A 21,896-nucleotide genomic window follows, 5' to 3' on the forward strand; every position below is an offset into this window, starting at 1 on the left:
GGCCTCTGCGCGGAGCGCTCTCGTCTCACCGGACGCGTGTTCCCGTGAAAGAAAAATACAGGCGCCAAAAGCCGCCGGGATTCGTTTTCCCGCGCTTTTGACGCCTCTCTTCTTTTACATTTCTTCGTTCATTTTTGCCAGCTTCGCCGCCTGGTCTGCCGCAATCAGGCTGTCGATTAACTCATCCAAATCCCCGTCCATGACGGAATCAATCTTATAGAGCGTCAGCTTGATCCGATGCTCGGTGACACGGCCCTGGGGGAAGTTGTAGGTGCGGATCTTCTCCGACCTGTCGCCGGTTCCGATCTGGCTCCGTCTGGCCTCGGCTTCCTCGTTCTGGCGCTTCTCCATCTCCATGTCATAGAGCTTGGAGCGCAGAAGGCGGAACGCCTTTTCCTTATTCTGAAGCTGGGACTTCTCTGTCTGGCTGTAAATCACGATGCCCGTCGGGATGTGGGTCAGACGCACTGCCGAGTCCGTCGTGTTGACGCACTGGCCGCCGTTTCCCGACGCGCGCATGACGTCGATGCGGACGTCCTTATCGTCGATAACCACGTCGACCTCCTCGGCCTCCGGCATGATCGCCACTGTGGCTGTGGACGTGTGGATACGGCCGCCGGACTCGGTTTCCGGCACACGCTGAACGCGGTGGACGCCGCTCTCATATTTCAGCTTGGAGTAGGCGCCCTGGCCGGTAATCATGAATTCCACTTCCTTCATACCGCCGATGCCGCTCTCGCTGACGTTGATTAACTCCACTCTCCATCTCTGGCGCTCGGAATAGCGCACATACATGCGGTAAAGCTCCGATGCAAACAGGGCGGCCTCGTCGCCGCCGGCGCCTGCACGAATCTCCACAATAACATTCTTATCATCATTAGGATCCTTCGGAAGCAGCAGGATTTTTAACTTTTCCTCCAGCTCCTCAATCCTCTTTTTTCCCTCGGAAAGCTCTTCCTTGGCAAGCTCCCGCATCTCCTCGTCGCTCTCTTCCTCGAGAAGTGCCAGGCTGTCCTCCACGTCCTGCTTTGCCTTCTTATACTCTCCGTACGTCTCCACAAGCGGCGCCAGATCCGCCTGCTCCTTCATGAGCTTTCTAAACCGCCTCTGATCTTCTGTCACGGAGGGGTTGTTTAATTCCAGCATTAACTCCTCGTAATGCTTTACCAGATCCTCCAAACGGTCAAACATGTGAAACCTCCTGTCCTCACATCCCGGCAGGACGCACCCCGCAGACCACGCGGTCCTTCCCTGCCAAATCCTTTATCACTCTGATATCCGTAAATCCCTGGGAAGAAAGGAGCCCGCAGACGGCCTCGCCCTGATCCCAACCGATTTCCATATATATACGCCCGCCGGCCGTTAAATGACGGGGACTTTCTGCCGCCAGACTGCGGTAAAAGGAAAGCCCGTCCCAATCGCCATCCAGGGCATTCTTCGGCTCAAACTCGCGTACCTCCGGCTCCAGCCCTGCAATCACCTCCGTCGGGATATAGGGCGGGTTCGATGCAATCACATCAAACTGCTCGTCCCTCCCAAAAGCGGAAAACAGATCGCTCTTCCGGAACCGGATATGCCCTGCCGGAAAAAGCCGCCTGGCATTTTCCTCTGCCACAAGAAGCGCCTCTTCGGAGATATCGGCCGCCTCCACATGCTCATAGCCGCCAAGCGCCGCAAGGCTTACGGCGATGCAGCCAGAGCCGGTGCACATGTCGAGAATGTTTATGTTCTTCCCCTTCTGTTCCGAAAGAATCGTCTCCACAAGCGTTTCCGTGTCCTGCCTGGGCACCAGCACATGCCGGTTTACGAGAAACGAAAGCCCCATGAATTCCTGGCTCCCCAGAATATGCTGGAGCGGAATCCGGGATTCCCGTTTTTTTAGCATGTCCTCATAGGCGGCGAGGGCCTCGCTCCCCGCGTCCGCCTCTTTGGCCGCCTGAAGGAAATACGCGGCCCGGCTGATGCCGAAGGCATGTTCAAACAGATACCACGCATCCAGCTCAGCGTCCGGGACACCTGCCTTAGAAAGCCGCTCTCTTCCGGCATTTAAAAGCATGGCCCATGTCATACGGCCTGCCTCTTTTCCGATTCAAAATACCCCGCCGGATATTTTTCCGGGAAATTTTCCTCCAGATAGGATTTCCAGTCGAAAACCTCCTCCACGGCGGCGATGGCCACCTCGATCATGGAATCGTCCGGTTCCTTCGTCGTAAGCCCCTGCATCCACATGCCCGGGCGGCTTACGATGTTCATGATTTTGGAATTGCTGCGGCCTGCCAGGCGAAGCACCTCGTAGGAGACGCCGGCGATGACAGGAATCAGGATAATCCTGCTTATAATCCGAAGCCATACCGTGTCCACGCGAACCACCATGAAAAACAGGATGCTGATTACCATGACGAACAAAAGGAAGCTGGTTCCGCAGCGCTTGTGCTCCTTGGAGCTGTTCCTCACATTCTCCACGTTTAACACCAGCCCGTTTTCCAGGCAGTTGATGCATTTATGCTCGGAGCCGTGGTACATGAACGTCCTGCGGATGTCCTCCATGCCCGATATGAGCTTGATGTAGCCGATAAAAATCATGATGCGGATCAGTCCCTCCAAGACCGCCATAACCGTCTCCGACGCGATGAACCGCCGGAAAAAGTTCGCAATCACAAGGGGCAGCACCATGAAAATGACAATCGCCATCAGGATGGAAAAGACCATGACGGCCGTCATAAGCGCCGCTTCCAGCTTTTCGCCGAAGCGGTCAGTCAGAAATTTTTCCAGCTTTCCCGGCTCCTCGTCCTCGTCATCCTCAAAAAAGCTGGCCGACCAGGTCAGCGACCGCATTCCCAGGATCATGGAGTCCGCAAAGCTGAACACGCCGCGCACGAACGGAAGCGCGAAGAATTTCACCTTTTCCGTCATGCTCACATAGGTATCTTTTTTCACCTCGATGGAACCGTCGGGCCGCCTGACGGCCGTCGCATAGTTATCCTGGTTTTTCATCATGATACCTTCAATTACTGCCTGTCCTCCGATGCCGGAATATTTCAATTTTTGTCCTCCTGCATTTTGTTTCCTGAAACGAAAAAAGGCTGAGTTTTCAGAATGCTCCAAAAGCTCAACCTTGCTTAATCAAACCTTATTTGTCTGTTTTCATACCATACTTACGGTTGAACATTTCGATACGTCCGCGAGCGGAAGCAGCCTTCTGCTGACCGGTATAGAATGAATGGCATTTGGAACAGATTTCTACGTGAATGTCCTTCTTAGTAGAACCAGTTACAAATTCATTACCGCAGTTGCAAACGACCTTGGCCTGATAGTAATTTGGGTGGATTCCCTCTTTCATGTTTTTCACCTCTTCTTATTATGGCACATGACCGACAGTCACGTTACATCATCAATTCCTGTCCTTTTTAGAACAGCTTAATCAGTATAGCATAGAATAGTGGGTATTGCAAGAGGTTTTTTGCGGGGAAAGCGGGACATCATCCTTTTATATATCTCTGATTCCTGCTGTTCGGTTTATCAGGTATCGTCATCCTGACAAGGTTCAGTTCCACCGCAGGATGAAGGTAATTTCTGCGGAAGCCCTCTCTGGATTTCAGCCCGAGCTTTTCCATCAGCGCCCTGCTCGTATAGGGGATTTCGTATTCCATGACGGCAAGCAGCTTTTTCACGTATTCGGAAAGCTGTTCATTTTCTTCGCTGATCTGAACAGAAATATCGCCCAGGATCCTGTCAATCTGTTCCAGCATAAACGCAATAAAAGCCGTGGATTCTCCGGCTGCATGGCACCTGGCAATCGCTTCATAATATTCACTTTGGAATTTCTCAATCTGGCTTTCGATGGGAACATACTCAAAAACAGGCTTCCATTTGGACAAAAGCGCCGTATGCCACAATCTCGCCATTCTCCCGTTGCCGACGGAAAACGGGTGGATGAACCCAAATTCATAGTGAAAAACACTGCCAAGAATCAAGGGATGCACCTCATTTCGCGCCTCCTTCATCCATCCAAACAGTTCTTCCATAAGCCGAGGAACCAACCGCGCCGGCGGCGCCATAAAGATGCACTGCCCGCCGTTAAAGACGCCTTCTTCCCCCCGGCGGAATTCCCCGGACTCCTCCACCAGGTACTTCGTCATAATTCCATGAAACTGCTTCAGACACCGGATACTGTATGGGTCGATTTCCGAAATCCGCTCATAAGCGGCATAGGCATTCTTCACTTCCTGTATTTCTCTCTGCTCTCCCAAAACTGCTTTCCCGTTTATTACATCACGAACCTGTCCCAAAGAGAGGGAGTTGGCTTCGATTTTTAAGGAAGAATGGATGGATTTGATTCTGTTATTCTTTCTGAGGTGCGGCCTTGCTTCCAGGTTATCAAAGGCTGTCATGCGGCCAATTTTTTCGGAAATTGACGATACAGATGACAGCATTTCATTCGTTATTGTAAAAGGCGGCCTGTACGCTTCCATAAAAGGCACCTCCATATTCTTGCGTATTATCTTACGCATTTTCTTCCTTGATTATACAGAAGGCACAGAAAAAATTCAATGTCCATCCATACGTTTTCCATCACCCTTCCATCACATGCAGATTCCGCAATTCCCCATCCCGAATCCGCTCCATCACCTCATAGGCATGGGGCTCCAGGTAATCCCAGTTCCCATCCGTAATCCCCTGGCGGCGCAGCTCTCCAATGATTCCGGCGCAGACCGCTTCGATGGCCTCTAAAGAAGCCGTCCAGGGCTCCGAAACCAGCCGCTCCATGGCGCAGACATGCTCCGAAAGAAGGGAAAGCTCTTTTCCCGCCCGGAAGGCCCATTTATAGTAGGGCATGTATTTTTTATTCAGCAGGAAAATCATAGAAAGCCCATGCTGCACGAATTCAAACAGCGCCATGGCCGCCGCGCCCATTTCCCCGCGCCGCCTGCACCGTTCAAAATTATACTGGCCGGACTGGGCCATCATTGCGGCCCGGGCGGCGATTTTCTTTAAGCGCACATCCTCGGGATACCCCTTTAAAAGTTCCTTTCGGATGGCCGTAAACTCGCCTGAATCATCCCGGAACACCCGGCCGTTTACGGCGCAGGCCAGGCTGTACTCCGGTGTCCCAAGCCACTCCATGAGGCTTTCCGGGAGACCGGGCCGCCCGGTGAACCGGCTGTAAAACTCCCCAGTCAGCATGACGCCGCGGCGGTTTCTTCCCCAAAGGCTCTGCTTCGCCCGCCTGACCCCAAGGAATTCCTCAGGAAGCTTCCCGTAAGCCCGGGACAGCTTAAATTCCAGCTCCCGTTCAAGCGCGTCGGGAATCCAAAGGCAGAATCCCGCCTCGAAATCATGATCCCTGGAGATTTCATCGTCGTACCCGAAACAGTCGGAACCCTCTCCTGCCACGCCGGCTGCGATGACGCCGGCATATTCGGGAAACTGTCCCTCGATCATTCCGCGGCCGTATTCCTCATAAAACTTTTCCGAAAGTTCAAGACCTCTCATCGCGCACCCTCTCCGTAAATCCGTTCCGCCTCCGAAAGAAGCTCCTGTTTCATCCGGAAATATCCGAAATGGTCGAAGGTCATGGCGCATTTCCGGCAGTTAAAGGCATAGTAGCTGTCATGGGGCACCTCCGGCGAATGGAAGCCCTCGGCCGCTAAAAGAAGGCAGCCTTCGATTTCTTCTTCGCGCCCCCACTTTTCATAAAGACAGGCCAGGTTCATCCATGTCACGGCAATTTCCAGAATACTTCCAGGCTTAAGCCCTTCCATGATATCCATGGCTTTTCCGTAATACGCCTCGGCCTTCGCAAAATCCCCCAGATCCTCATACGCTAACGCCATGTTGTTGAACAGGCCGCCAAACCGGTAATCCCCGGCGTCGAGGTTCTTTCCGTAGGCGCGGAATGCCTGCTCATAATAAGGCATGGCCTCCGCCGCCCGGCCAAAGGCCTTGAGGGTCGTCGCCGCGTTGAGATACGTCGTCCCGCCGCTGACTGTCTCGGAAAGCCGGTGCTCTCCAGCCAGGGAAAGTCCCTTTTTCACGGCCGAAAGCCCCTTCTCCTTCTCGCCGGTGTTCCGGTAAAAGCCCATCATTTCGTTTAAAATAGTAATCTGCCCGGCCCAGTCGCCCGTATCTTCAAACCGCGAAAGCCATGTTTCCAGATACGCGGCCGCCGCGTCCTTATCATCCCGCGCCAGAAGGCGGTCAAATTCCTCGATAATCCCATGGATGGAGGTGTTTTGAAGCGGCTCATGCCCATGGCTGCCGCTTTTCTTTCCCTGGCTCTCCGCCGGGCATGCGCCTTCCTTCCAGTCTTCTTTTTCCAGTATCATGAAACCTTCCCTTCTATCATCTGAAGGAACAGCCGCGCCGCCTGGCTTAAATTCCTGTTCCTGTTTGCAATGTAGTAAAACGGCCGCACGTATTCCCTGGCGAACCGGTGCATGCGGATCCCGTCCCCCGCGCCGGCCAAAAGCGACGACGCAATGGTAATCCCCATGTCGTTGCGGATTGCCTCCTTGACGGCATAGTTGCTGCCGAGCACTGTCAGCGTCCTCGGCGTAATCCGGTTGGAGGTCAGATAGAGATCCAGATATTCCCTGGTTCCCGAGCCTTCTTCCCTGGCGATCCAGTCCTCCTCCGTCAGCATGTCCGGCTCGATGAACTCGGTGTCCGCCAGCGGATGGCTCGCCGAGGTCAAAAGCACCAGCGAATCTTCCATGAAATAGCCCTCTTCAAATTCATCGCTCTGGTGGATGCCCTCCACGAAGCCAAGCTCCACCTGTTCTTCCCGCACCATGCGGCGGATCTCCATGGTATTCTCCACCGTAAGCTCTAACTGCACGCCGGGGTACGTCTCTCTAAACTTCCCCATCAGCCCAGGAAGCACGCACTCGCCGATGGTGAGCGTCCCGCCGATATGGAGCTTTCCCGAAACCTGGCCCGTGCCGCCGCGGATTTCCCTGGCCGTCTCATCGAGGATTTTTAAGATTTCCTGGGCACTCCGGTACACCCGCATGCCTGCGTCCGTGATCTGGAGCCGCTTTGCGCTCCTTTCGACGAGGCAGACGCCGAAATAATTTTCCAGCCGGTGAATATGGGCGCTGACGCCCGGCTGCGACAGGCCGACGGCCTCCCCGGCGCGGGTAAAGTTTTTATACCGCACGACGGCGGCAAAGGTTTTTAATTCTTCCAGCATATTTTTCTCCCATTCCTCATTGAATACTCCTGCCGCCGGAAAGCAGCCGCCAGAGCCGCGGGAAATATTTCCCAAGGATAAGCGCCGATACATAGGCCGCCAAAAGCACAACCCCCGGAAGCAGGAAGTAAATGCCGAGGGCCGCCGCGCAGCGCACCGTCTCCTGCCCGAACATCCGGGCAAAGACCATGCCGGCGCCTTTATTCACAAACCGGACGATGATGTAATGCACGGCATAGAGATACAGGCTTAATTTCATCCAGGGACGCGCCGCAAAAAGCCGCTTTTCCGGAAGCAGAAGCCACAATGACACCGGCACGAAAAACCGGTAAAGCACCGTCCACAAAACGTCTGCCCCCGGCTTTCTCATCATGGCAAAGCAGGCCGCTGCAATGAGAAAGCCCACGCCCCCAAAAAGCGCCCGCCTCCTGTTCCATGCCGCTTCCACCGCGGCTTTTCCATGCACTGCCGCCCATGCCGCCGCGGAATAGTAAAACAGTGCATCCGTGTTGGGGTGCTGTGTGTCCCAGTGGAAGTGAACGGCGGCGGCCAAAAAGGCGAGCCAGAAAAGGCCGGCGAGCTTATTTTTTACCAGCAGATAGATGACCGGCGACAAAATAATCAGGATGATAAGCTGGTACAGATACCAGAATACCGGTGCGTAGCTGTAATGAAGGATGGCGTCCAGATATTCCGAAAACCCCAGGGGAACCGGCGGTTTTCCGACGATGGCATGGATGGACGGAAGTCTGGAAGCCGCCGCGTAGCCAAAGTAGTAGATGGAATTCCAGGCGATGTATGGGATGAGGACGCTGTGAACCCGTTCCTTCCATTTTTTCAGAAGCTTTTCCGGCCGGTATGTCCGAAAGAACAGATAAGAGGACAGCAGAAAGAAGCCCGGCACAGCCGTCTGCCCCACGGCCACCGAGACGATGGTTTCGATTCTGTCTGCCGTCTCCCAGAGCGCCCCCGCCTGCCCGGCGGAAAACAGCTCAATGTTGTAGGCATGAACCCAGATCACAAAAAGGCTGAACAGGAACATCATCCAGGAAATTTTGTTTCGGAAGTTTTCTTCTCTCATATGCCGGCCTGCTCCATGCGTTAAAATTCTTGCAATTATTCTGCCATGTCCGCTCCGCGGCCATGGTAGCCTCCGGCGGAATTTAGCGCCCGGCTTTCCGCGGTAGACGCGGAAACCGGCATGCGCAGGTAGAATGTTCACGTTGTGAACATTCTACCACGTCCGCTCCGCGGCCATGGGGCCTCCGGCGGAATTTAGCGCCCGGCTTTCTGCGGCGGGCGCAGAAACCGGTATGCGCAGGTAGAATGTTCACGTTGTGAACATTCTACCATAAATCCCCCGCCATTTCCAGTGAAGGTGAAAGGTTTGGGAGAGCTGCCAGTTTTTTCCGCCTCTTGACATTCGTTTCCCGGAGTGATAAGCTTAACTTAATCATTTAGAAATTTATCTAAATATTGCCATTTCCGCAAAAGGTGAGGTGATTTCATGGCGTTTGCCGATACGTTTAAGGCCCTGTCCGACCCGACGCGGCGGGAAATTTTGAACCTTCTCAAGAAAAAGCCCATGTACGCCGGAGAGATCGCCGAGTGCTTTCCGATGACCGGGGCCACCGTCTCCCATCATCTGAACCTTTTAAAGCAGGCGGGCCTGATTGATGAAGAAAAAAAGGGAAAATACATCCAATATTCCCTGAACACGTCTGTCATTGACGACATCATCCAGTGGATGATGGAGCTGAAAAACTGAAGGAGGCGTCCTTATGAGCGTAAAAACAAGAAGAATCTGCTGTATCGCCATTACGGTTCTTACTTTTCTGTTCCTGGCGGCGTCTTACCCGTTTCTGCCGGAACAAATCCCGACCCACTGGGGCATAGACGGCCCCGATGAATACAATCCCAAAGCCTATGTGTGGTTTTTCGGCGGCATGGCCGTCCTGTTCAATCTCCTGTTTGAGGTCGTGCCGAAAATCGATCCTAAATATCAGAATTACATGAAATTTATAAAAGAATATAATATTTTCTGCGTATTCATGAATTTTTTCATGTTCGCATGCATCGCCGCCATGGTAATCCAGTGCCTCCGCCCCGGCTCCTTTGACATGTCCCAGTTTGCCTGTGTCATGGCCGGACTCACCCTGCTTGTGACCGGCAACATCCTGCCGAAGTTCAAGCCGAATTTTTCCTCCGGCATCAAGACGCCATGGGCGCTGGCTGACGAGGAAAACTGGCGGAAGACCCACCGGCTCGGCGGGAAAATCACGTTTTTTTCCGGCCTTTTGTGGCTGTTTGGGGCATTCTTCATTTCTGATAAAAAGCTTGTGTTTACGGCCGGAATTTTATCAGTGGCAGCCATCGTTATTGTGCCGTATGTGATGTCCTATGTCTGGTGGCGGCGCGGGAGGGAGAATCCGTAAATGAAGGTAATTTCTGTTCTGAAAGACGTCCTCTCCCTAACGGCATGGGAGATGGAAACACCGAAGCCATATTCTGCTTTTCATCTGGCGCTCTGCGCCGCCGGGATTCCCCTGGCTGTGCTGGCGGCGCGGCGGCTGGCAAAAAAACGCGGGGCGGCCCCGAAGGCCGTCCTGTTTTCCTGCGGCCTTTTTCTCCTCTTCCTTGAGCTTTACAAGCAGGCCTTCCTTTTCTTTATCGAATTTGACGGCCATTTCAACTGGTGGTACTTTCCGTTCCAGCTTTGCAGCATTCCCATGTACCTCTGCCTGCTTTATCCACAAAGCGGAAAATATTCTGCTGTTTTTTCCACATTCATTCAGGATTTCGGCCTTCTCGGCGGCATCATGGCCTTAGCCGTGCCGGCCGGGCTCATGCATCCTTACTGGACCATGACGCTCCATGGCTTTCTCTGGCACTTTCTCTTAATTTTCCTTGGGCTTTACTGCGGTATGTCCGGGCTTTCCAGCCATTCCCTGCGGGGTTATGCCGAAACGCTCCCGATCTTTTTCCTCTGCTGCATCGCCGCGCTTGCCGTCAACACGGCCGCCGGCCCATCTTCCGGCGCCGATATGTTCTACATATCCCCGTTTCACCCGTCTTCCCAGCCGGTTTTCCACAAAATCTCCATGGAATTGGGGATTTTTCCCGGAATTCTTCTCTACATCGCCGCCATGGCGGCCGGCGCCTTTCTCGTCCACTGCATCATGGGTATGCTTTCTGCCCGCATTTTTAAATCGTACCAAAAATCGTAAGACTATTTTCCTTTACCCCCGTTTTTCCAGTTGCTATACTTAAGAAAAGGGAAAAGAAACGGCAGGTGAAGCGCATGAACAAGTCCTACACAAGACGGCTGTTTTCCTGGCGCGGAGAACTCTACGATGCCGCAGGGTCGGAACGCCTGTTCCAAAGGGCTGTCCAGGAAAATACGGAATTCCATTTCAGGCACAATGCGGCCTACCGCAGGATTTCCATGCGGTTTTCTATGGGATCGGAGCCGGTTCCGATTCCCGCCGCTTTCTTAAAAGAACATCCCCTCTGGACACTTAAGCCGCAAAAGCTCCCATTTCGCGTTACCTCCTCGGGAACCGGCGGGAAAAAGACGAATCTCGGCTTCTGCTTTTCCGATGCGGTGCGCGGGGCAAGAATGACCCATGCCATCGTAAAATATCACAAAATCCTCTCGCCGCGGCCGGCTGTCTGCCTGATGATGAGCTTTGCGCCGCGGCCGAACGATCCTGTCATGATCGCAAAGACGCAGACGGTTACTTCGTTCTTTGCGCCGCCCGTCCGGCGGGTATATGCGTTAAAGGCCGGCGGCCATGGACGGCCTCTCATCAACCGGGACGGGCTTTTGAGGGCACTGCGGTTCGCCATGGCTCTCCGTCTCCCTGTGCGGATCATCGGGTTTCCTTTCTATACGTATTTCTTCCTATTGTATTTGAAAAAACATGGACTGCGCTTTGCGCTCCCCGGCGGCTCCATGGTTCTTCTCGGCGGCGGCTGGAAGGGCTTTCACGGCGACGCGCCGAAGCGGGAGCAGCTTCTGGAGCTAATTCAGGACAGGCTCGGAATCCCGCCGGATCAGTACAGGGAATTTTTCGGTGCGGCCGAGCATTCATCCCTCTACTGTGCCTGCAAAAACGGGCATTTCCATGTTCCCGTGTACAGCCGGGCGGCCGTCCTGGATGTGAACACCTTAAAGCCCCTGCCTTACGGAAAGCCGGGGCTTTTAAACCTGATTTCCCCATTGGCAAAGGGAATGCCCTTAACGAGTATCCTGACCGGCGACCTGGCTGTGATGCATGAGGGAAAGGAATGCGGCTGCGGGATTTCGGCCCCTTATTTTACGCTTTTGGGGCGGGCCGAGGCGGGAACGGAAAAGACATGCGCGGCCGATGCCGCCATACTTTTACAGGGAGGACTTGGATATGGGACGAAGCCTTGAAGATCTGAAATCTGAAATCATACGGACACTGGAAAAGCCGCTTCTAAGGCCGGAGCTTACGGCGGCGGCCTGCGGGCGGGTTTCGGAAAAAATCCTGTCCGGGGAGCTTCGCCTTCCTGAAGGAATCTCCGTGCCGGACGGCGGTTTGCGCCAGGCTGCCGCGATGTTCTCCGAAGATCGGCTCATGGAGCGGGTAAATCGGGAACTTGGAGACTGGCAGTACGGGCGCACCGTGTTTCCCCTTGGCGTTCTCTTCCATGTGGGCGCCGGGAACATGGCCGGGCTTGGCGCTTACAGCGTCATTGAGGGACTTTTGACGGGAAACATCAATCTCCTAAAGCCGGCCTCCGGGGATTTTCTTATTTCCAGGTTCCTTTTACGCCAGCTTGTCAACGAGGAGCCAAAACTTTCTCCCTATGTCCATGTGTTCCATATTCCCTCCGATAAGCAGGAAAAGCTTAGGCGGCTCGCCGGGCTGGCGGACGCGGCCGTGGTCTGGGGCGGGAACGATGCCGTCCGTGCTGTTCGAAATCTCCTTCCGCCTGACCGGAAACTCATCGAATGGGGACCTAAGGTCAGCTTCGCCTACATTTCCATGGATGGCGCTTCAAAAACCATGGATTTGTTCCGGCTGGCGCGCCATCTGGCTGAAACCGAGGGACGTTACTGCAATTCCTGCCAGCTTCTTTTCCTGGATTCCGAGAACAGGGACGACCTTCTGGCCTTTAAAAAACGGTTCGGGACGATTTTGGAAAGCGTTTGGGAGTGCGGCTCGCTCCGGGGGACGGCCGGGCGGACGCTCTGGGCGTATTCCGATCAGCTTTCCGGAGCCGTCGGTCACAGGGATGCAGACAGTCTCTTTCCCGTGCGGCTTCTTCCGCGAACAGAGATGGTTCGGGTTCTGCGCGGCATGGCAGGAGCGCTCCAGACGGCATGCCTGATCTGCAATGATGCAGAACGGGATGAGCTTTCTTACCTGCTGATCCGCTCCGGCGTGACGCGGGTCTGCGGTGCCGGAGAGCTTTCGGGCATAGAGGGAATCGGCGGTGTGCATGACGGGGAGTATGCGCTTAGAAGGTATTGTAAGATTGTGGAAGGAGATATGGTTCCATGACGAAACGGAAAATAACACCGCCGCAACCTCCAGTTGACAAACTGCATTCCGGAAGCGCTGGAAAATGGCAGGCCAATGGACTAAAATAAACCTACCAAATCAGGGAGGCGAAGCTATGACATTCGGAGAAAAACTGTTCAAGCTGAGAAAAGAAAGAGGGCTTTCCCAGGAAACCCTGGCCGAGCAGCTCGGCACCACAAGACAGGCAGTCAGCAAGTGGGAGAACCATCAAGGCTATCCCGAAACGGAAAAGCTGCTTTTGCTCGCCAGCATTTTTGATGTGTCTGCTGACTTTCTTCTTCGGGAGGAAGCGGCCTCGGAAAATACGGACGGGCATCGGTACTATGTGAGCAGGGAAATGGCCCAGGGATACCTGGAAAATCAGAAAACGGTAAATCTTTGCATTGGCATCGGGTTTATGTTCTGGGCACTTTCGGGAATCCCTTTCGTCTTGTTTTCCGAAGGCATGGCATGGAGGTTTTGGGGCATGGCGGGATGTTTCGCGGCGGGAATTGCCGCCTTTGTCACCGGTGCGGTTTTGGAACGGAAGGAATATAAGATTTTAAGAGAAGAACCGCTGGGCTTTGATCAGGGGTATCTGAAAGCTCTGTCAGATGAACTCTGTGCCAGAAAGAAAACCTGGCACGCATTTTTCATTCCGTGTACGGTTCTGTTCATTTTGGGGATTATCACGGTTTCCCTTACCGCGGGAGGCGTTTTTGCGTGGTCTAAATATCATGGGTTTGTGTTTTTGGGGCTTGCGGCAGGGCTTTTCGGATTTTGTTACTGTGCGGGAATGATGGAGGCGTATGAGCTGTTGGTTGAAAATGAAGAATATACGAAAAGGTTGGTTTTTAGGGTGAAAAGGAAGGTGAGGGAATGGGAATAAATGGTGTTTGGTACGAAAACAGATCGGGCCTTGTCGGAGGACAAGGCCCGGTCTGTTTTCTATTTCTTAATCTCCCGGATCACATCAATCACCGATCCGTCCCGGTATTCCACAATGCACACCACCCGGTCCGTCGTCTCGATGGGCTTCGGCACTCCCGTCAAGGACTCCGCTAACTCCTGGAGATATTCGATGGTTACAAGCTTTAAATTCGCCTGCTCCAGGTCTTCCTTTAGTTCCTCATAATACTTATGCTTCGGGTTCAGGGCGATTCCCGCCTCTGTCACCACCGCCGCCACCGTCTCTCCCGGCGTACAGCAGGTGAACACCCGCTTCGTGATCGACGGCGTCCGCCCTCTCACCACCGGCAGGCACACAATGGATATATCCGCCCCGGCCGCCACATCCGGGCCGCCTCCAAGGCCTCCCATCATCTCCCCGCTGGAGCCGGTTAAGATGTTCACATGAAAGTCCGTGTCCACCTCAAGCGCCGCCAGCACACCGAAAGTCAGCTTATCAAGCATCGCTCCCTTGGAAAACGGGTTCGAGTACACCGCATTGTCGATTTCCACGATCCCCGGCTCCTCGGCAATGGCCCTCGCCGCCACCGCGTCAAAGCACTGGCTGCATTCCAGTACCCGCACCAGCCCTTTCTTATACATGTCCACGATGGCTGCCGTCATGCCGCCAAGGGCAAAGCTTGCCTTAATGCCTCTCGCTTCCATCCGCTCCGCCAGGTAGTTGGTGCAGGCGATGCTGATGGCTCCGGCCCCGGTCTGGAAGGAGAAGTTTTCCTTAAACATGCGGGACGCCGCCATCACGTCGGCCGCCCGCTCGGCAATCATCAAATCCCTCGGGTTTTTCGTCATCCTGGCCGCGCCTTTCCCGATCTTTTCCGGGTCGCCGATGCGGTCAACCTTTACCACATAGTCCACGTACTGCTGGGAAATGCTCACGGGGTTACAGGGGTATTCCACCAGGTTATCGGTGATGACGACGACTTTTCCGGCGCTCGTGGCGTCGATGAAGGAATAGCCCAGGGAACCGCAGGCGTTTGGCCCGATCTGTCCCGTGGCGTTCCCGTACTCATCGGCCGCCGACGCGCCGATGAAGGCCACGTCAATCTGTAATTCCCCGGCCTCGATGGCGCGGGGGCGGGAGCCATGGGTTCTTAAGATGACCGGGTTTTCCATCAGGCCTTCTAATACCGCGTCGCCCAGCTCCCCGCGGATCCCGCTGGCCTCGATGCGGTCGATGGTGCCGTCTTTTACGAAATCCGCAATCGAGGGATTCTTGATATTTACCACGGCGCTCGGGGCAAACTTTAGGTGCTTAATTCCAAGGTTCTTGATGGCTTTTAGTACCTGGCCGATGATCTCGTCTCCCTCCCGGAAGCTGTGGTGGAAGGAGATCGTCATGTCGTCCTTTAAGCCGCAGGCTCTAATGGCCTCCTCGATGCTCTCTGCCATCTTGCAGTCCCCGGATACATGCTTTCCTGCCGTCCGCAGGCTCTTTACCGGCTCTGTCCCGGGATTCCCCGTGTAGGCGCCTGTGTACGGCCTTACGATGTAATCCCCGATCTTTTCCGGGATTTCACGTCCCACTGCATTCTTCATCCTAGACCACCATCCCTTCCGTCCTGATCCCGGCGGCCTTCGCCTGGGCTAAGGTCGTCAGCGCCCGCAGCTCCATGGGCTTGTCGATCATGCCGCCGTCTAAGGTCACGGCGCCTTTGTGCTGTTTCTTTCCCTCTTCCACGGCCGCCAGCACGCGGAGCGCGTATTTGATCTCCTTCATGCTGGGCGTGAAATAGGCATTGACCGTGTCGATCTGCCTCGGGTGGATGCAGGTCTTCCCGTCAAAGCCCAGGTTCTTTGCCAGGGCTGTGTCTTCCTTTAAGCCGTCGGTGTCGTTGATGTCGCTGAATACAATATCCAGGGCGTCGATGCCGGCGGAACGGCAGGCCATCAGCACCGCGTTCCTTGCATAGAACACCTCTAACCCCTGTTTCGTCCGCTGGGCCTTTAAGCTGGCCGTCAGGTCTTCGGCGCTCACAGCCATGGCGACGATCCGCGGGTCGGCATGGGCGATTTCCATGGCGTTGATGACGCCCATGTAGGACTCGATGTTGCAGATTAGCTCAATCTTCCCCACCGGCAGGCCGGCCTTTTCCTCGATTTCCCCGATCCGTCTTGAGATGTCCTGCGCTTCCCTCGCGTACTCCACCTTGGGGATACGGATGCAGTCGGGGTTTGCGCGGACGGCGGCCTGAAGGTCTTCTTCCAGATATTCCGAGTAAATGCCGTTGACGCGGATTGCCACGTATTTGTCTTTGGGCCTGTGGTTTTTCACCATGTTGTAGACGAGGAAGCGGGCCGCGTCCTTTTCGACGGCCGGAACCGAGTCCTCCAGGTCGTAAATCAGGACGTCTTCGTTATAGAACACCGCCTGGATCATGTTCACGGGGCTGGCCCCGCTGGCGTAGAGGCTGGTGCGCTTTAAATGGATGGTTTTTTCTGCCATGATTTCCCGTCCTCCTTTGCCCAGTCGTAAGGTTCTTCCGCCCCGCGGCAGATGACGCACTGCATCCGGGAGCGGATCACGCAGTCTAAGGCGCCCCGGTCGCGGATTTCCACGGAGGCGTCCGTGACGTCAAATTCCTTTAAAACTTCGTTTATGGTTTCCAGGATGGACTCGCCAAACATCATCTTCACATCGCTTTCCAGCCCGATGTCAATCCCGGCGCCGGGGTTGGGCCGGATAACGATCTGGCAGTCGCTGGATTCCAGGGTTCCGGCGACGGCCGGTTTCTTGATTTCCATGACAAAACCTCCTTTCAGCCGTTCGGGCCCCAAAACGGGGCCCACGGCATTCGGTTTCCCTCTATTTTTTCTTTTTCTCTCTCGTATAGCTCATGATAAAGCCGGAAAACGCGCAGACGCTGGCTGCCCAGACGGAATACGTTTTTAACGCATCGTCGATTCCCATGACGATAGCCCCGTTTCCCATAAGCGCCCCAATGAGCTGTGCAAACACCAGCACCGTCCCCATCAGAAGGAACAGCGGAAGCGTAATCTGGAAAACTGCCATGCAGATATTGTAAATGGTCTTTTTCATCGTCGCCTCTCCTTTCTATGCGCCTATGATCGGGATAATCCCAAGCATGATGAGAATCGCCAAAAGCACCACAGGAAGCGCATAATGGAAGATCAGGTTTTTAAAAATTCTCGACGGTTCGTTTAAGCCGGAAATACCGCTGGCGATGTAAATCGGAGCCGAGTTCGGCGGGATACAGCCCTCGTTGGAAACAAGGAACAGAAACGCCACACAGCAGGCCACCGGAGCCAGGCCAATGGAACGGAGTGCCGCATAGGACAGCGCGCCGAGGGCCGTCGTAGAAGCGGTTCCCGTGAACGGGCCAACCATGAGCGTCGTAATCAGTGCAATCAAAAGCACCACAAGGACAGAAGAATAGCTGCCCAGGGACTCGAAAATCGCCGTAAACTCGTCCTGAAGCCCCAGCTTTGTCAGGACGCTGGCCGCCGCAAAGGCAAAGAACAGCAGGCAGCCGACCTCGCTGTATTTCGGTGCTGAGGTCTTAATCATGTCCTTCCAGCCCTTGAAATCATGGGGCAGATACTTCCAGCCCTCAACAATCGTAAAGAAGGTCATGAGAATCGGAATCCACATCACGAGGGAGATAGAGCCGAAGGAACCGTCCAGACTCGCATTCAATCTGGCCTTGACGGCATTTCCCGTGGGGCCCATCTGAAACAGCAGCGGGATGATGATTCCAAGGAAAATAATCAGAGACGACGCATTTTTCTTAAATGCCGCCCCAAAGGATTCGTTCCCCGAAGCAGATGCCTTGAGTCCGTCCTTTTTCGCATAGAGAAATACGACGAAAAGGCGGTACGCCAGAACAAGCATGCCGGCGCCCATGAGCCCCACATACAGCTCATTGCTGGTAAGCTCGGCCGCGATGGCCTCCATTCCGAGAAGCAAAAGCATGGACGACGACGGCGGGAAAATCATGCCGAGTCCTGCATTTCCTGCCACAATAGTCGTGGCCCGCTCGGTGCTCCAGCCGCTCTGCTTCATCCACGGGATCGTGATGGAGCCGACGGCCGACGCGTTTCCCGAACCGGAACCGGACACCATGCCGAACAGCGCGCTGGCGATGGTGGATACATAGCCGGAACCGCCGGGAAGGCGGCCTAAAACACTGTTTAAAATTTCCACAAGACGGCCGATGACGCCGGTCTTATCCATCATATAGGCCATAAAAACGAAGGCCATGGAGGCATATACGACCTCCTGCTTGGCCGCCGATGTGATGCCCGACTTTGCCAGGGACACCACATCCTTTCCTCCGAATATCCCGCCGATGGCAAGAATCAGAAGGAAAGACCACATCATCGCCTCCGCCATCTTCCGCTTGAGTCCCATGTTGATAACCAGGATCGAGGCGATATAGATGAGGAGCGAGATCACTCCGATGCCAATAAAATTCATGTTCATTCCCCCAGTCTTTTTCTTTTCCGTCTGCCGCCTGCTCTCCGCCGGATAGTTCTCCCTCCGGCACGGATGCGGCGCCAGCCGGTTCCCGACTTCTACGCGCGTATGGAAGCTTCGCCATTTCCGGCTGCTTCTGGATACAGAATAAACGAAAATTTCCGGTCTGTTAAATAGGAAAACCATGTCGCCGCCATAAGAAAACCGGAGGAACGGCCTGCCCTAAAACGTCCCTTTTAACTCCTCAAGAAGCTCTAAAAGTTTTCGCGTCGCCATGGAAACGTACGTATCCTTTAACACGGCTGCGAAAAAGGAATATGGGACATGATAAAGCGGATCAATTTTATAGATGCCCCGTCGGCTTAACTCAGCCGGCACCTGCTTGGACGGCATGATAGTCGTCCCGTAGTCCACCTGCGCCAGCGCGCCCAGGGTGCTGATATTCTTCGATGTCTGCTTAATATGGGGCGTGAGCCCGGCCTTTTGAAAAATCTGCTCGCAGACCATGCGGCTCCGCTGCCAGCTTTTTGTGAGAAGAAGCGGCTCATTCTTTAAAAATTCAATATCCAGGTAAGGCGCCGTCTCGTCTTCCTTAAAGTAGATAAAGGGTTGGAAACGGCTGTTGCTTCTTGGGATGATGACCATTTCATCATAGCTGATTTCAAAAAAATCCAGGCTTTCATGGATGATCGGCGGATGGAGAATGCCCACGTCGATTTCCCCCTTCACCAGCTTGTTTTCCGTCTCGTCGCTGCTGGCCTCCACCAGTACAATCTCGATATGGGGGTACAGTTCCTTAAACCGCGGCAGAAAATACGGCAGCACGTACCTGGCCTGCGTTCCCGTGAGCCCCAGATGGATCGTCCCCCGCTCCGCATGTCTTAAATCCTGCACCCGTTTTTCAAATTCCTTCTGTTCCCGCAGCGTCCGCTCTGCGAATTCCGTAAAGCACTGCCCCTCCGCCGTCAGCGTAACGCCGTTTGTATTCCTTAAAAAGACCGGCATCCCAAGCTCCCGCTCTACTTTGTGCACACACTGGCTCAGGGCCGGCTGCGCCACGAAAAGCCTGGAAGCCGCCTTCGTTATGCTCTTTTCCTCTGCAATCACAAGTATATATTCCATATCTCGAAGCGTCATAATTGTTCTGATTCCCCCTGACATATTCTTGTTATAGCATGTACAATTTTTGTTTGTTTACATATTAACAAACTCATGTCCGTTTGTCCTCATAGTTTTTTCATATGCCCGTCATCTTTTTTGCATATTATATCTGGAAATATCCCCGCAGCTATACTAAAATAGAAGAAACGAAACGACTGGAGGTGCAGATTATGACCGAAGAATTTACCATACATGAAATATCCCTCTCCTTTGCGCCGGACAGGCACATGCTGGAAGAGTTCCTGAAAAAACATCACCTCGCCTTTGAAGACGACATCGAGGCCGCCTTCGGTGTCTTTTCTTCCGACGAAACGCTGGCCGGCTGCGGCTGCTGCGCCGGTACGCTTTTAAAATGCTTTGCCGTGGATGAGTCTTTGAGGGGGCAGAACGCCCTCGGAAGCCTCATATCCAGGCTCGTAGAAAACCGTTTTCAGGCCGGTTTTTATGATCTTTTCGTCATCACGCGCCCGAAAAACAGGGACATGTTCACGGCCTGCGGCTTTTATCCGCTCGCCGAAACAGAGGACGTCATCATGTTAGAAAACAGGAAGGACGGGCTGGAGCGGTTCTACTCCCGCTTTGCCGCCTCGGACCGTTCGTCCGCAAACGTCGGCTGCATCGTCATGAACTGCAACCCGTTTACGAAGGGGCATCTGGCGCTCATCACCTACGCCGCCGCCCGCGTGGAGCTGCTTCATATCTTCGTCGTGGAGGAAAACCGATCCCAGTTCCCCTTTGACGTCCGCATGCGGCTCGTAAAAGAAGGGACGGCCCATCTTCCCAATGTAAAAGTGCATCCGTCCGGCCCTTACATGATTTCTGCCGCCACCTTCCCCACCTACTTTTTAAAAGAAGGTGAAGACGCGGCAAAAATCCAGAGCGAACTGGACATCACGTTATTTGCCTCGAAGATTGCGCCGATTTTCTCCATCGCCAAGCGGTTCGCCGGCGAAGAACCTCTGGATCCCGTGACGAACCGGTACAACATCGCCATGGCGGAGATTTTGCCGCGCCACGGCATCGCCTTTCATAAAATCGCCCGCGTCACGGCTGGCTTTCACGGCGAGGAGACCATCATCAGCGCCTCCCGTGTACGAAAGCTCCTGAAAGAATCCGGCGTCACCGACGAGCTTCTGGCTCTGGTGCCGCCTTGTACGGCCAACTACTTAAAAGAAGAATACGGGGGAAAATCATGAAGCCAGCATCCGTCATAAACGGCGAGCCCGCCTCGCTGGAAGAAATTTTAGACGCCAGAAGCCTTCGGGCTGACCGGCAGAAAGAGCTTTTAAAAGCAGGCGGAAGCTGCCTCATCAGCTTTTCCATGAACATTCCCGGCGCCATCAAACAGTTTCCGTTGGCGGAAGCTGCCTTTGAAACGGGACTTTCGGAAATCCGGGCGCTCATTCCGGAAACATCCGTCCTGACGTTTGAGGAGTCCCGGAAAAAAACGGGAAACGAGGCGTTTTTCCTGCTTGGTTCTGAGCCGCAGGCCGTAAAAAAGGCCATGTCCGGGCTGGAGGAAAGTCATCCTCTGGGACGCCTTTTCGACATCGACGTGCTGGCTGGCGACGGTCGGCCGCTTTCCCGGACGGAGTTAGGGCTCCCGCCCCGCACCTGCCTTGTCTGCGGCGAAAACGCCAAGGTCTGCGCCAGGAGCCAGGCTCATTCCATGGAACTGGTTCTCTGGCGGACTGCCCAGATTTTAAACGACTATTTCCGCGGCCTCTCCGCTGACAAGACGGCGGCCTGCGCTGTGCGCGCCCTGCTCTACGAGGTTTCCTCGACGCCGAAGCCGGGCCTCGTCGACCGGAACAATTCCGGCTCCCATAAGGACATGGACTTTTTCACGTTTCTCGACAGCAGCGCCGCCCTGATTCCCTGGTTCCGGGACTTTTTCTGTATCGGCTGGGATCACGGGGACGAGCAGACGGAGGCCTTATTTTCCAGACTTCGCCTCGCGGGGCAGAAGGCTGAGGCAGCCATGTTCTCTGCCACCGGCGGCGTCAACACCCACAAGGGGCTTATTTTTTCCTTTGCCCTTCTCTGCGGTGCACTTGGAAAAGTCTGTGCCGGAAATCTTTTGGCCGGCACCGGTCTCCCGGCGGATGCCGCGGAAGTCTTCGACCTCTGCCGGCGCCTGGGGACATGTTCCCTGAAGGATTTTGAAGGAACCGGCAAATGTGCCACCGCCGGAGAGGCCTGTTATACTGCATACAAAATCCCCGGCGCCCGCGGCGAAGCGGCCGCCGGCTTTCCATCGGCAAGAAAAATCGGCCTTCCAGCCCTGAAGGCGCACCTTTCTTCCGGCTGGCCATTAAACGATGCGGCTGTCCTTTCGCTTTTAACCCTGATCGCAGAGGTGGACGACACCAACATGATCCACCGCGGCGGCCTTTCCGCTGCCATGGACGCAAAAAAAGAAGCCCGAAGGCTTCTTTCTGAAATTTCTTTGTCAGATTTTAAGGAAACGATGGAACAGTTGGATCAGGACTACATCCGCCGGAACTTAAGCCCGGGCGGATGCGCCGATCTTTTGGCTGTGAGTTTGCTCCTTTTGTTTTTGGAGGACGCGGGGTTAGTGTCAGAAATCCTTTAAGGAAACGGT

Annotated in this window: 23 protein-coding genes; 8 read left to right on the plus strand and 15 right to left on the minus strand. The window is 54.5% G+C overall.

The window, feature by feature from the left end; all coding sequences use genetic code 11:
• Window positions 1–114: 114 nt before the first annotated feature.
• From prfA to KE531_05995, 9 genes are all read right to left on the minus strand, one after another.
• Entirely contained in the window at window positions 115–1,191 is a 1,077-nt protein-coding gene (gene prfA / locus KE531_05955; GenBank protein ID MBR9953167.1) for a peptide chain release factor 1, read from the minus strand.
• A gap of 16 nt (window positions 1,192–1,207) precedes the next feature.
• Window positions 1,208–2,068, minus strand: coding sequence for a peptide chain release factor N(5)-glutamine methyltransferase (gene prmC, locus KE531_05960; protein ID MBR9953168.1), 861 nt, complete (start codon window positions 2,066–2,068; stop codon window positions 1,208–1,210).
• Window positions 2,065–3,042, minus strand: coding sequence for a DUF1385 domain-containing protein (locus tag KE531_05965; protein ID MBR9953169.1), 978 nt, complete (start codon window positions 3,040–3,042; stop codon window positions 2,065–2,067). Before KE531_05965 ends, prmC begins: the two co-directional genes overlap by 4 nt.
• 88 nt (window positions 3,043–3,130) lie before the next feature.
• Window positions 3,131–3,340, minus strand: a complete 210-nt coding sequence (rpmE, locus tag KE531_05970) for a 50S ribosomal protein L31 (protein ID MBR9953170.1) — start codon at window positions 3,338–3,340, stop codon at window positions 3,131–3,133.
• A 139-nt stretch (window positions 3,341–3,479) separates the two neighbouring features.
• Entirely contained in the window at window positions 3,480–4,472 is a 993-nt protein-coding gene (locus KE531_05975) for a Fic family protein (GenBank protein MBR9953171.1), read from the minus strand.
• Between the two features lie 100 nt (window positions 4,473–4,572).
• Window positions 4,573–5,493: a DUF4037 domain-containing protein gene (locus tag KE531_05980; GenBank protein ID MBR9953172.1), complete on the minus strand. Its 921-nt coding sequence runs from the start codon at window positions 5,491–5,493 to the stop codon at window positions 4,573–4,575.
• The gene (locus tag KE531_05985) at window positions 5,490–6,326 is read right to left on the minus strand and encodes a tetratricopeptide repeat protein (GenBank protein ID MBR9953173.1); all 837 of its coding nucleotides are present in this window, start codon (window positions 6,324–6,326) and stop codon (window positions 5,490–5,492) included. Before KE531_05985 ends, KE531_05980 begins: the two co-directional genes overlap by 4 nt.
• The gene (locus KE531_05990) at window positions 6,323–7,192 is read right to left on the minus strand and encodes a LysR family transcriptional regulator (GenBank protein MBR9953174.1); all 870 of its coding nucleotides are present in this window, start codon (window positions 7,190–7,192) and stop codon (window positions 6,323–6,325) included. The genes KE531_05985 and KE531_05990 overlap by 4 nt, the downstream gene beginning before the upstream one ends.
• A 16-nt stretch (window positions 7,193–7,208) precedes the next feature.
• A complete protein-coding gene (locus tag KE531_05995) occupies window positions 7,209–8,273 on the minus strand; it encodes an acyltransferase family protein (GenBank protein ID MBR9953175.1) in 1,065 nt (354 codons plus the stop codon).
• Between the two features lie 426 nt (window positions 8,274–8,699).
• Here KE531_05995 and KE531_06000 point away from each other — a divergent pair, with 426 nt between their 5' ends.
• The 6 genes from KE531_06000 (at window position 8,700) to KE531_06025 (ending at window position 13,615) form a co-directional block, all read left to right on the plus strand.
• Window positions 8,700–8,960: a winged helix-turn-helix transcriptional regulator gene (locus tag KE531_06000; protein MBR9953176.1), complete on the plus strand. Its 261-nt coding sequence runs from the start codon at window positions 8,700–8,702 to the stop codon at window positions 8,958–8,960.
• Between the two features lie 13 nt (window positions 8,961–8,973).
• Window positions 8,974–9,627, plus strand: a complete 654-nt coding sequence (locus KE531_06005; protein ID MBR9953177.1) for an SdpI family protein — start codon at window positions 8,974–8,976, stop codon at window positions 9,625–9,627.
• Window positions 9,628–10,419 (plus strand): YwaF family protein, encoded by a 792-nt coding sequence (locus KE531_06010; protein MBR9953178.1) that lies wholly within the window; start codon window positions 9,628–9,630, stop codon window positions 10,417–10,419. It begins immediately after the preceding gene.
• A 74-nt stretch (window positions 10,420–10,493) separates the two neighbouring features.
• Complete coding sequence (locus tag KE531_06015; protein MBR9953179.1) at window positions 10,494–11,612, plus strand: acyl-protein synthetase; 1,119 nt, start codon at window positions 10,494–10,496, stop codon at window positions 11,610–11,612.
• Window positions 11,596–12,726 carry an acyl-CoA reductase gene (locus KE531_06020; GenBank protein MBR9953180.1) on the plus strand — a complete coding sequence of 377 codons (1,131 nt, stop codon included), beginning with the start codon at window positions 11,596–11,598 and terminating at the stop codon, window positions 12,724–12,726. The genes KE531_06015 and KE531_06020 overlap by 17 nt, the downstream gene beginning before the upstream one ends.
• Window positions 12,727–12,841: 115 nt before the next feature.
• Entirely contained in the window at window positions 12,842–13,615 is a 774-nt protein-coding gene (locus KE531_06025; GenBank protein ID MBR9953181.1) for a helix-turn-helix transcriptional regulator, read from the plus strand.
• 59 nt (window positions 13,616–13,674) lie between these two features.
• On the opposite strand, the gene citF is transcribed toward KE531_06025, so the two are convergent.
• From citF to KE531_06055, 6 genes are all read right to left on the minus strand, one after another.
• On the minus strand, window positions 13,675–15,231 hold the full coding sequence (gene citF, locus KE531_06030) for a citrate lyase subunit alpha (protein ID MBR9953182.1): 1,557 nt from the start codon (window positions 15,229–15,231) through the stop codon (window positions 13,675–13,677).
• 1 nt (window position 15,232) lies between these two features.
• Entirely contained in the window at window positions 15,233–16,138 is a 906-nt protein-coding gene (locus tag KE531_06035; GenBank protein MBR9953183.1) for an HpcH/HpaI aldolase/citrate lyase family protein, read from the minus strand.
• Window positions 16,114–16,437, minus strand: a complete 324-nt coding sequence (gene citD, locus KE531_06040; GenBank protein MBR9953184.1) for a citrate lyase acyl carrier protein — start codon at window positions 16,435–16,437, stop codon at window positions 16,114–16,116. The genes KE531_06035 and citD overlap by 25 nt, the downstream gene beginning before the upstream one ends.
• Before the next feature lie 61 nt (window positions 16,438–16,498).
• Entirely contained in the window at window positions 16,499–16,732 is a 234-nt protein-coding gene (locus tag KE531_06045; protein MBR9953185.1) for a hypothetical protein, read from the minus strand.
• Window positions 16,733–16,747: 15 nt separating this feature from the next.
• Window positions 16,748–18,130: a TRAP transporter large permease subunit gene (locus tag KE531_06050; protein MBR9953186.1), complete on the minus strand. Its 1,383-nt coding sequence runs from the start codon at window positions 18,128–18,130 to the stop codon at window positions 16,748–16,750.
• A 222-nt stretch (window positions 18,131–18,352) separates the two neighbouring features.
• Window positions 18,353–19,267, minus strand: coding sequence for a LysR family transcriptional regulator (locus KE531_06055; protein MBR9953187.1), 915 nt, complete (start codon window positions 19,265–19,267; stop codon window positions 18,353–18,355).
• 194 nt (window positions 19,268–19,461) lie between these two features.
• Here KE531_06055 and citC point away from each other — a divergent pair, with 194 nt between their 5' ends.
• Window positions 19,462–20,487 (plus strand): [citrate (pro-3S)-lyase] ligase, encoded by a 1,026-nt coding sequence (citC, locus tag KE531_06060; GenBank protein MBR9953188.1) that lies wholly within the window; start codon window positions 19,462–19,464, stop codon window positions 20,485–20,487.
• Window positions 20,484–21,887, plus strand: coding sequence for a citrate lyase holo-[acyl-carrier protein] synthase (gene citX, locus KE531_06065; GenBank protein MBR9953189.1), 1,404 nt, complete (start codon window positions 20,484–20,486; stop codon window positions 21,885–21,887). The genes citC and citX overlap by 4 nt, the downstream gene beginning before the upstream one ends.
• The last annotated feature ends 9 nt before the right edge of the window (window positions 21,888–21,896 follow it).

It is taken from the genome of Eubacteriaceae bacterium Marseille-Q4139 (assembly GCA_018223415.1).
Lineage (GTDB): Bacteria > Bacillota > Clostridia > Lachnospirales > Lachnospiraceae > CABSIM01.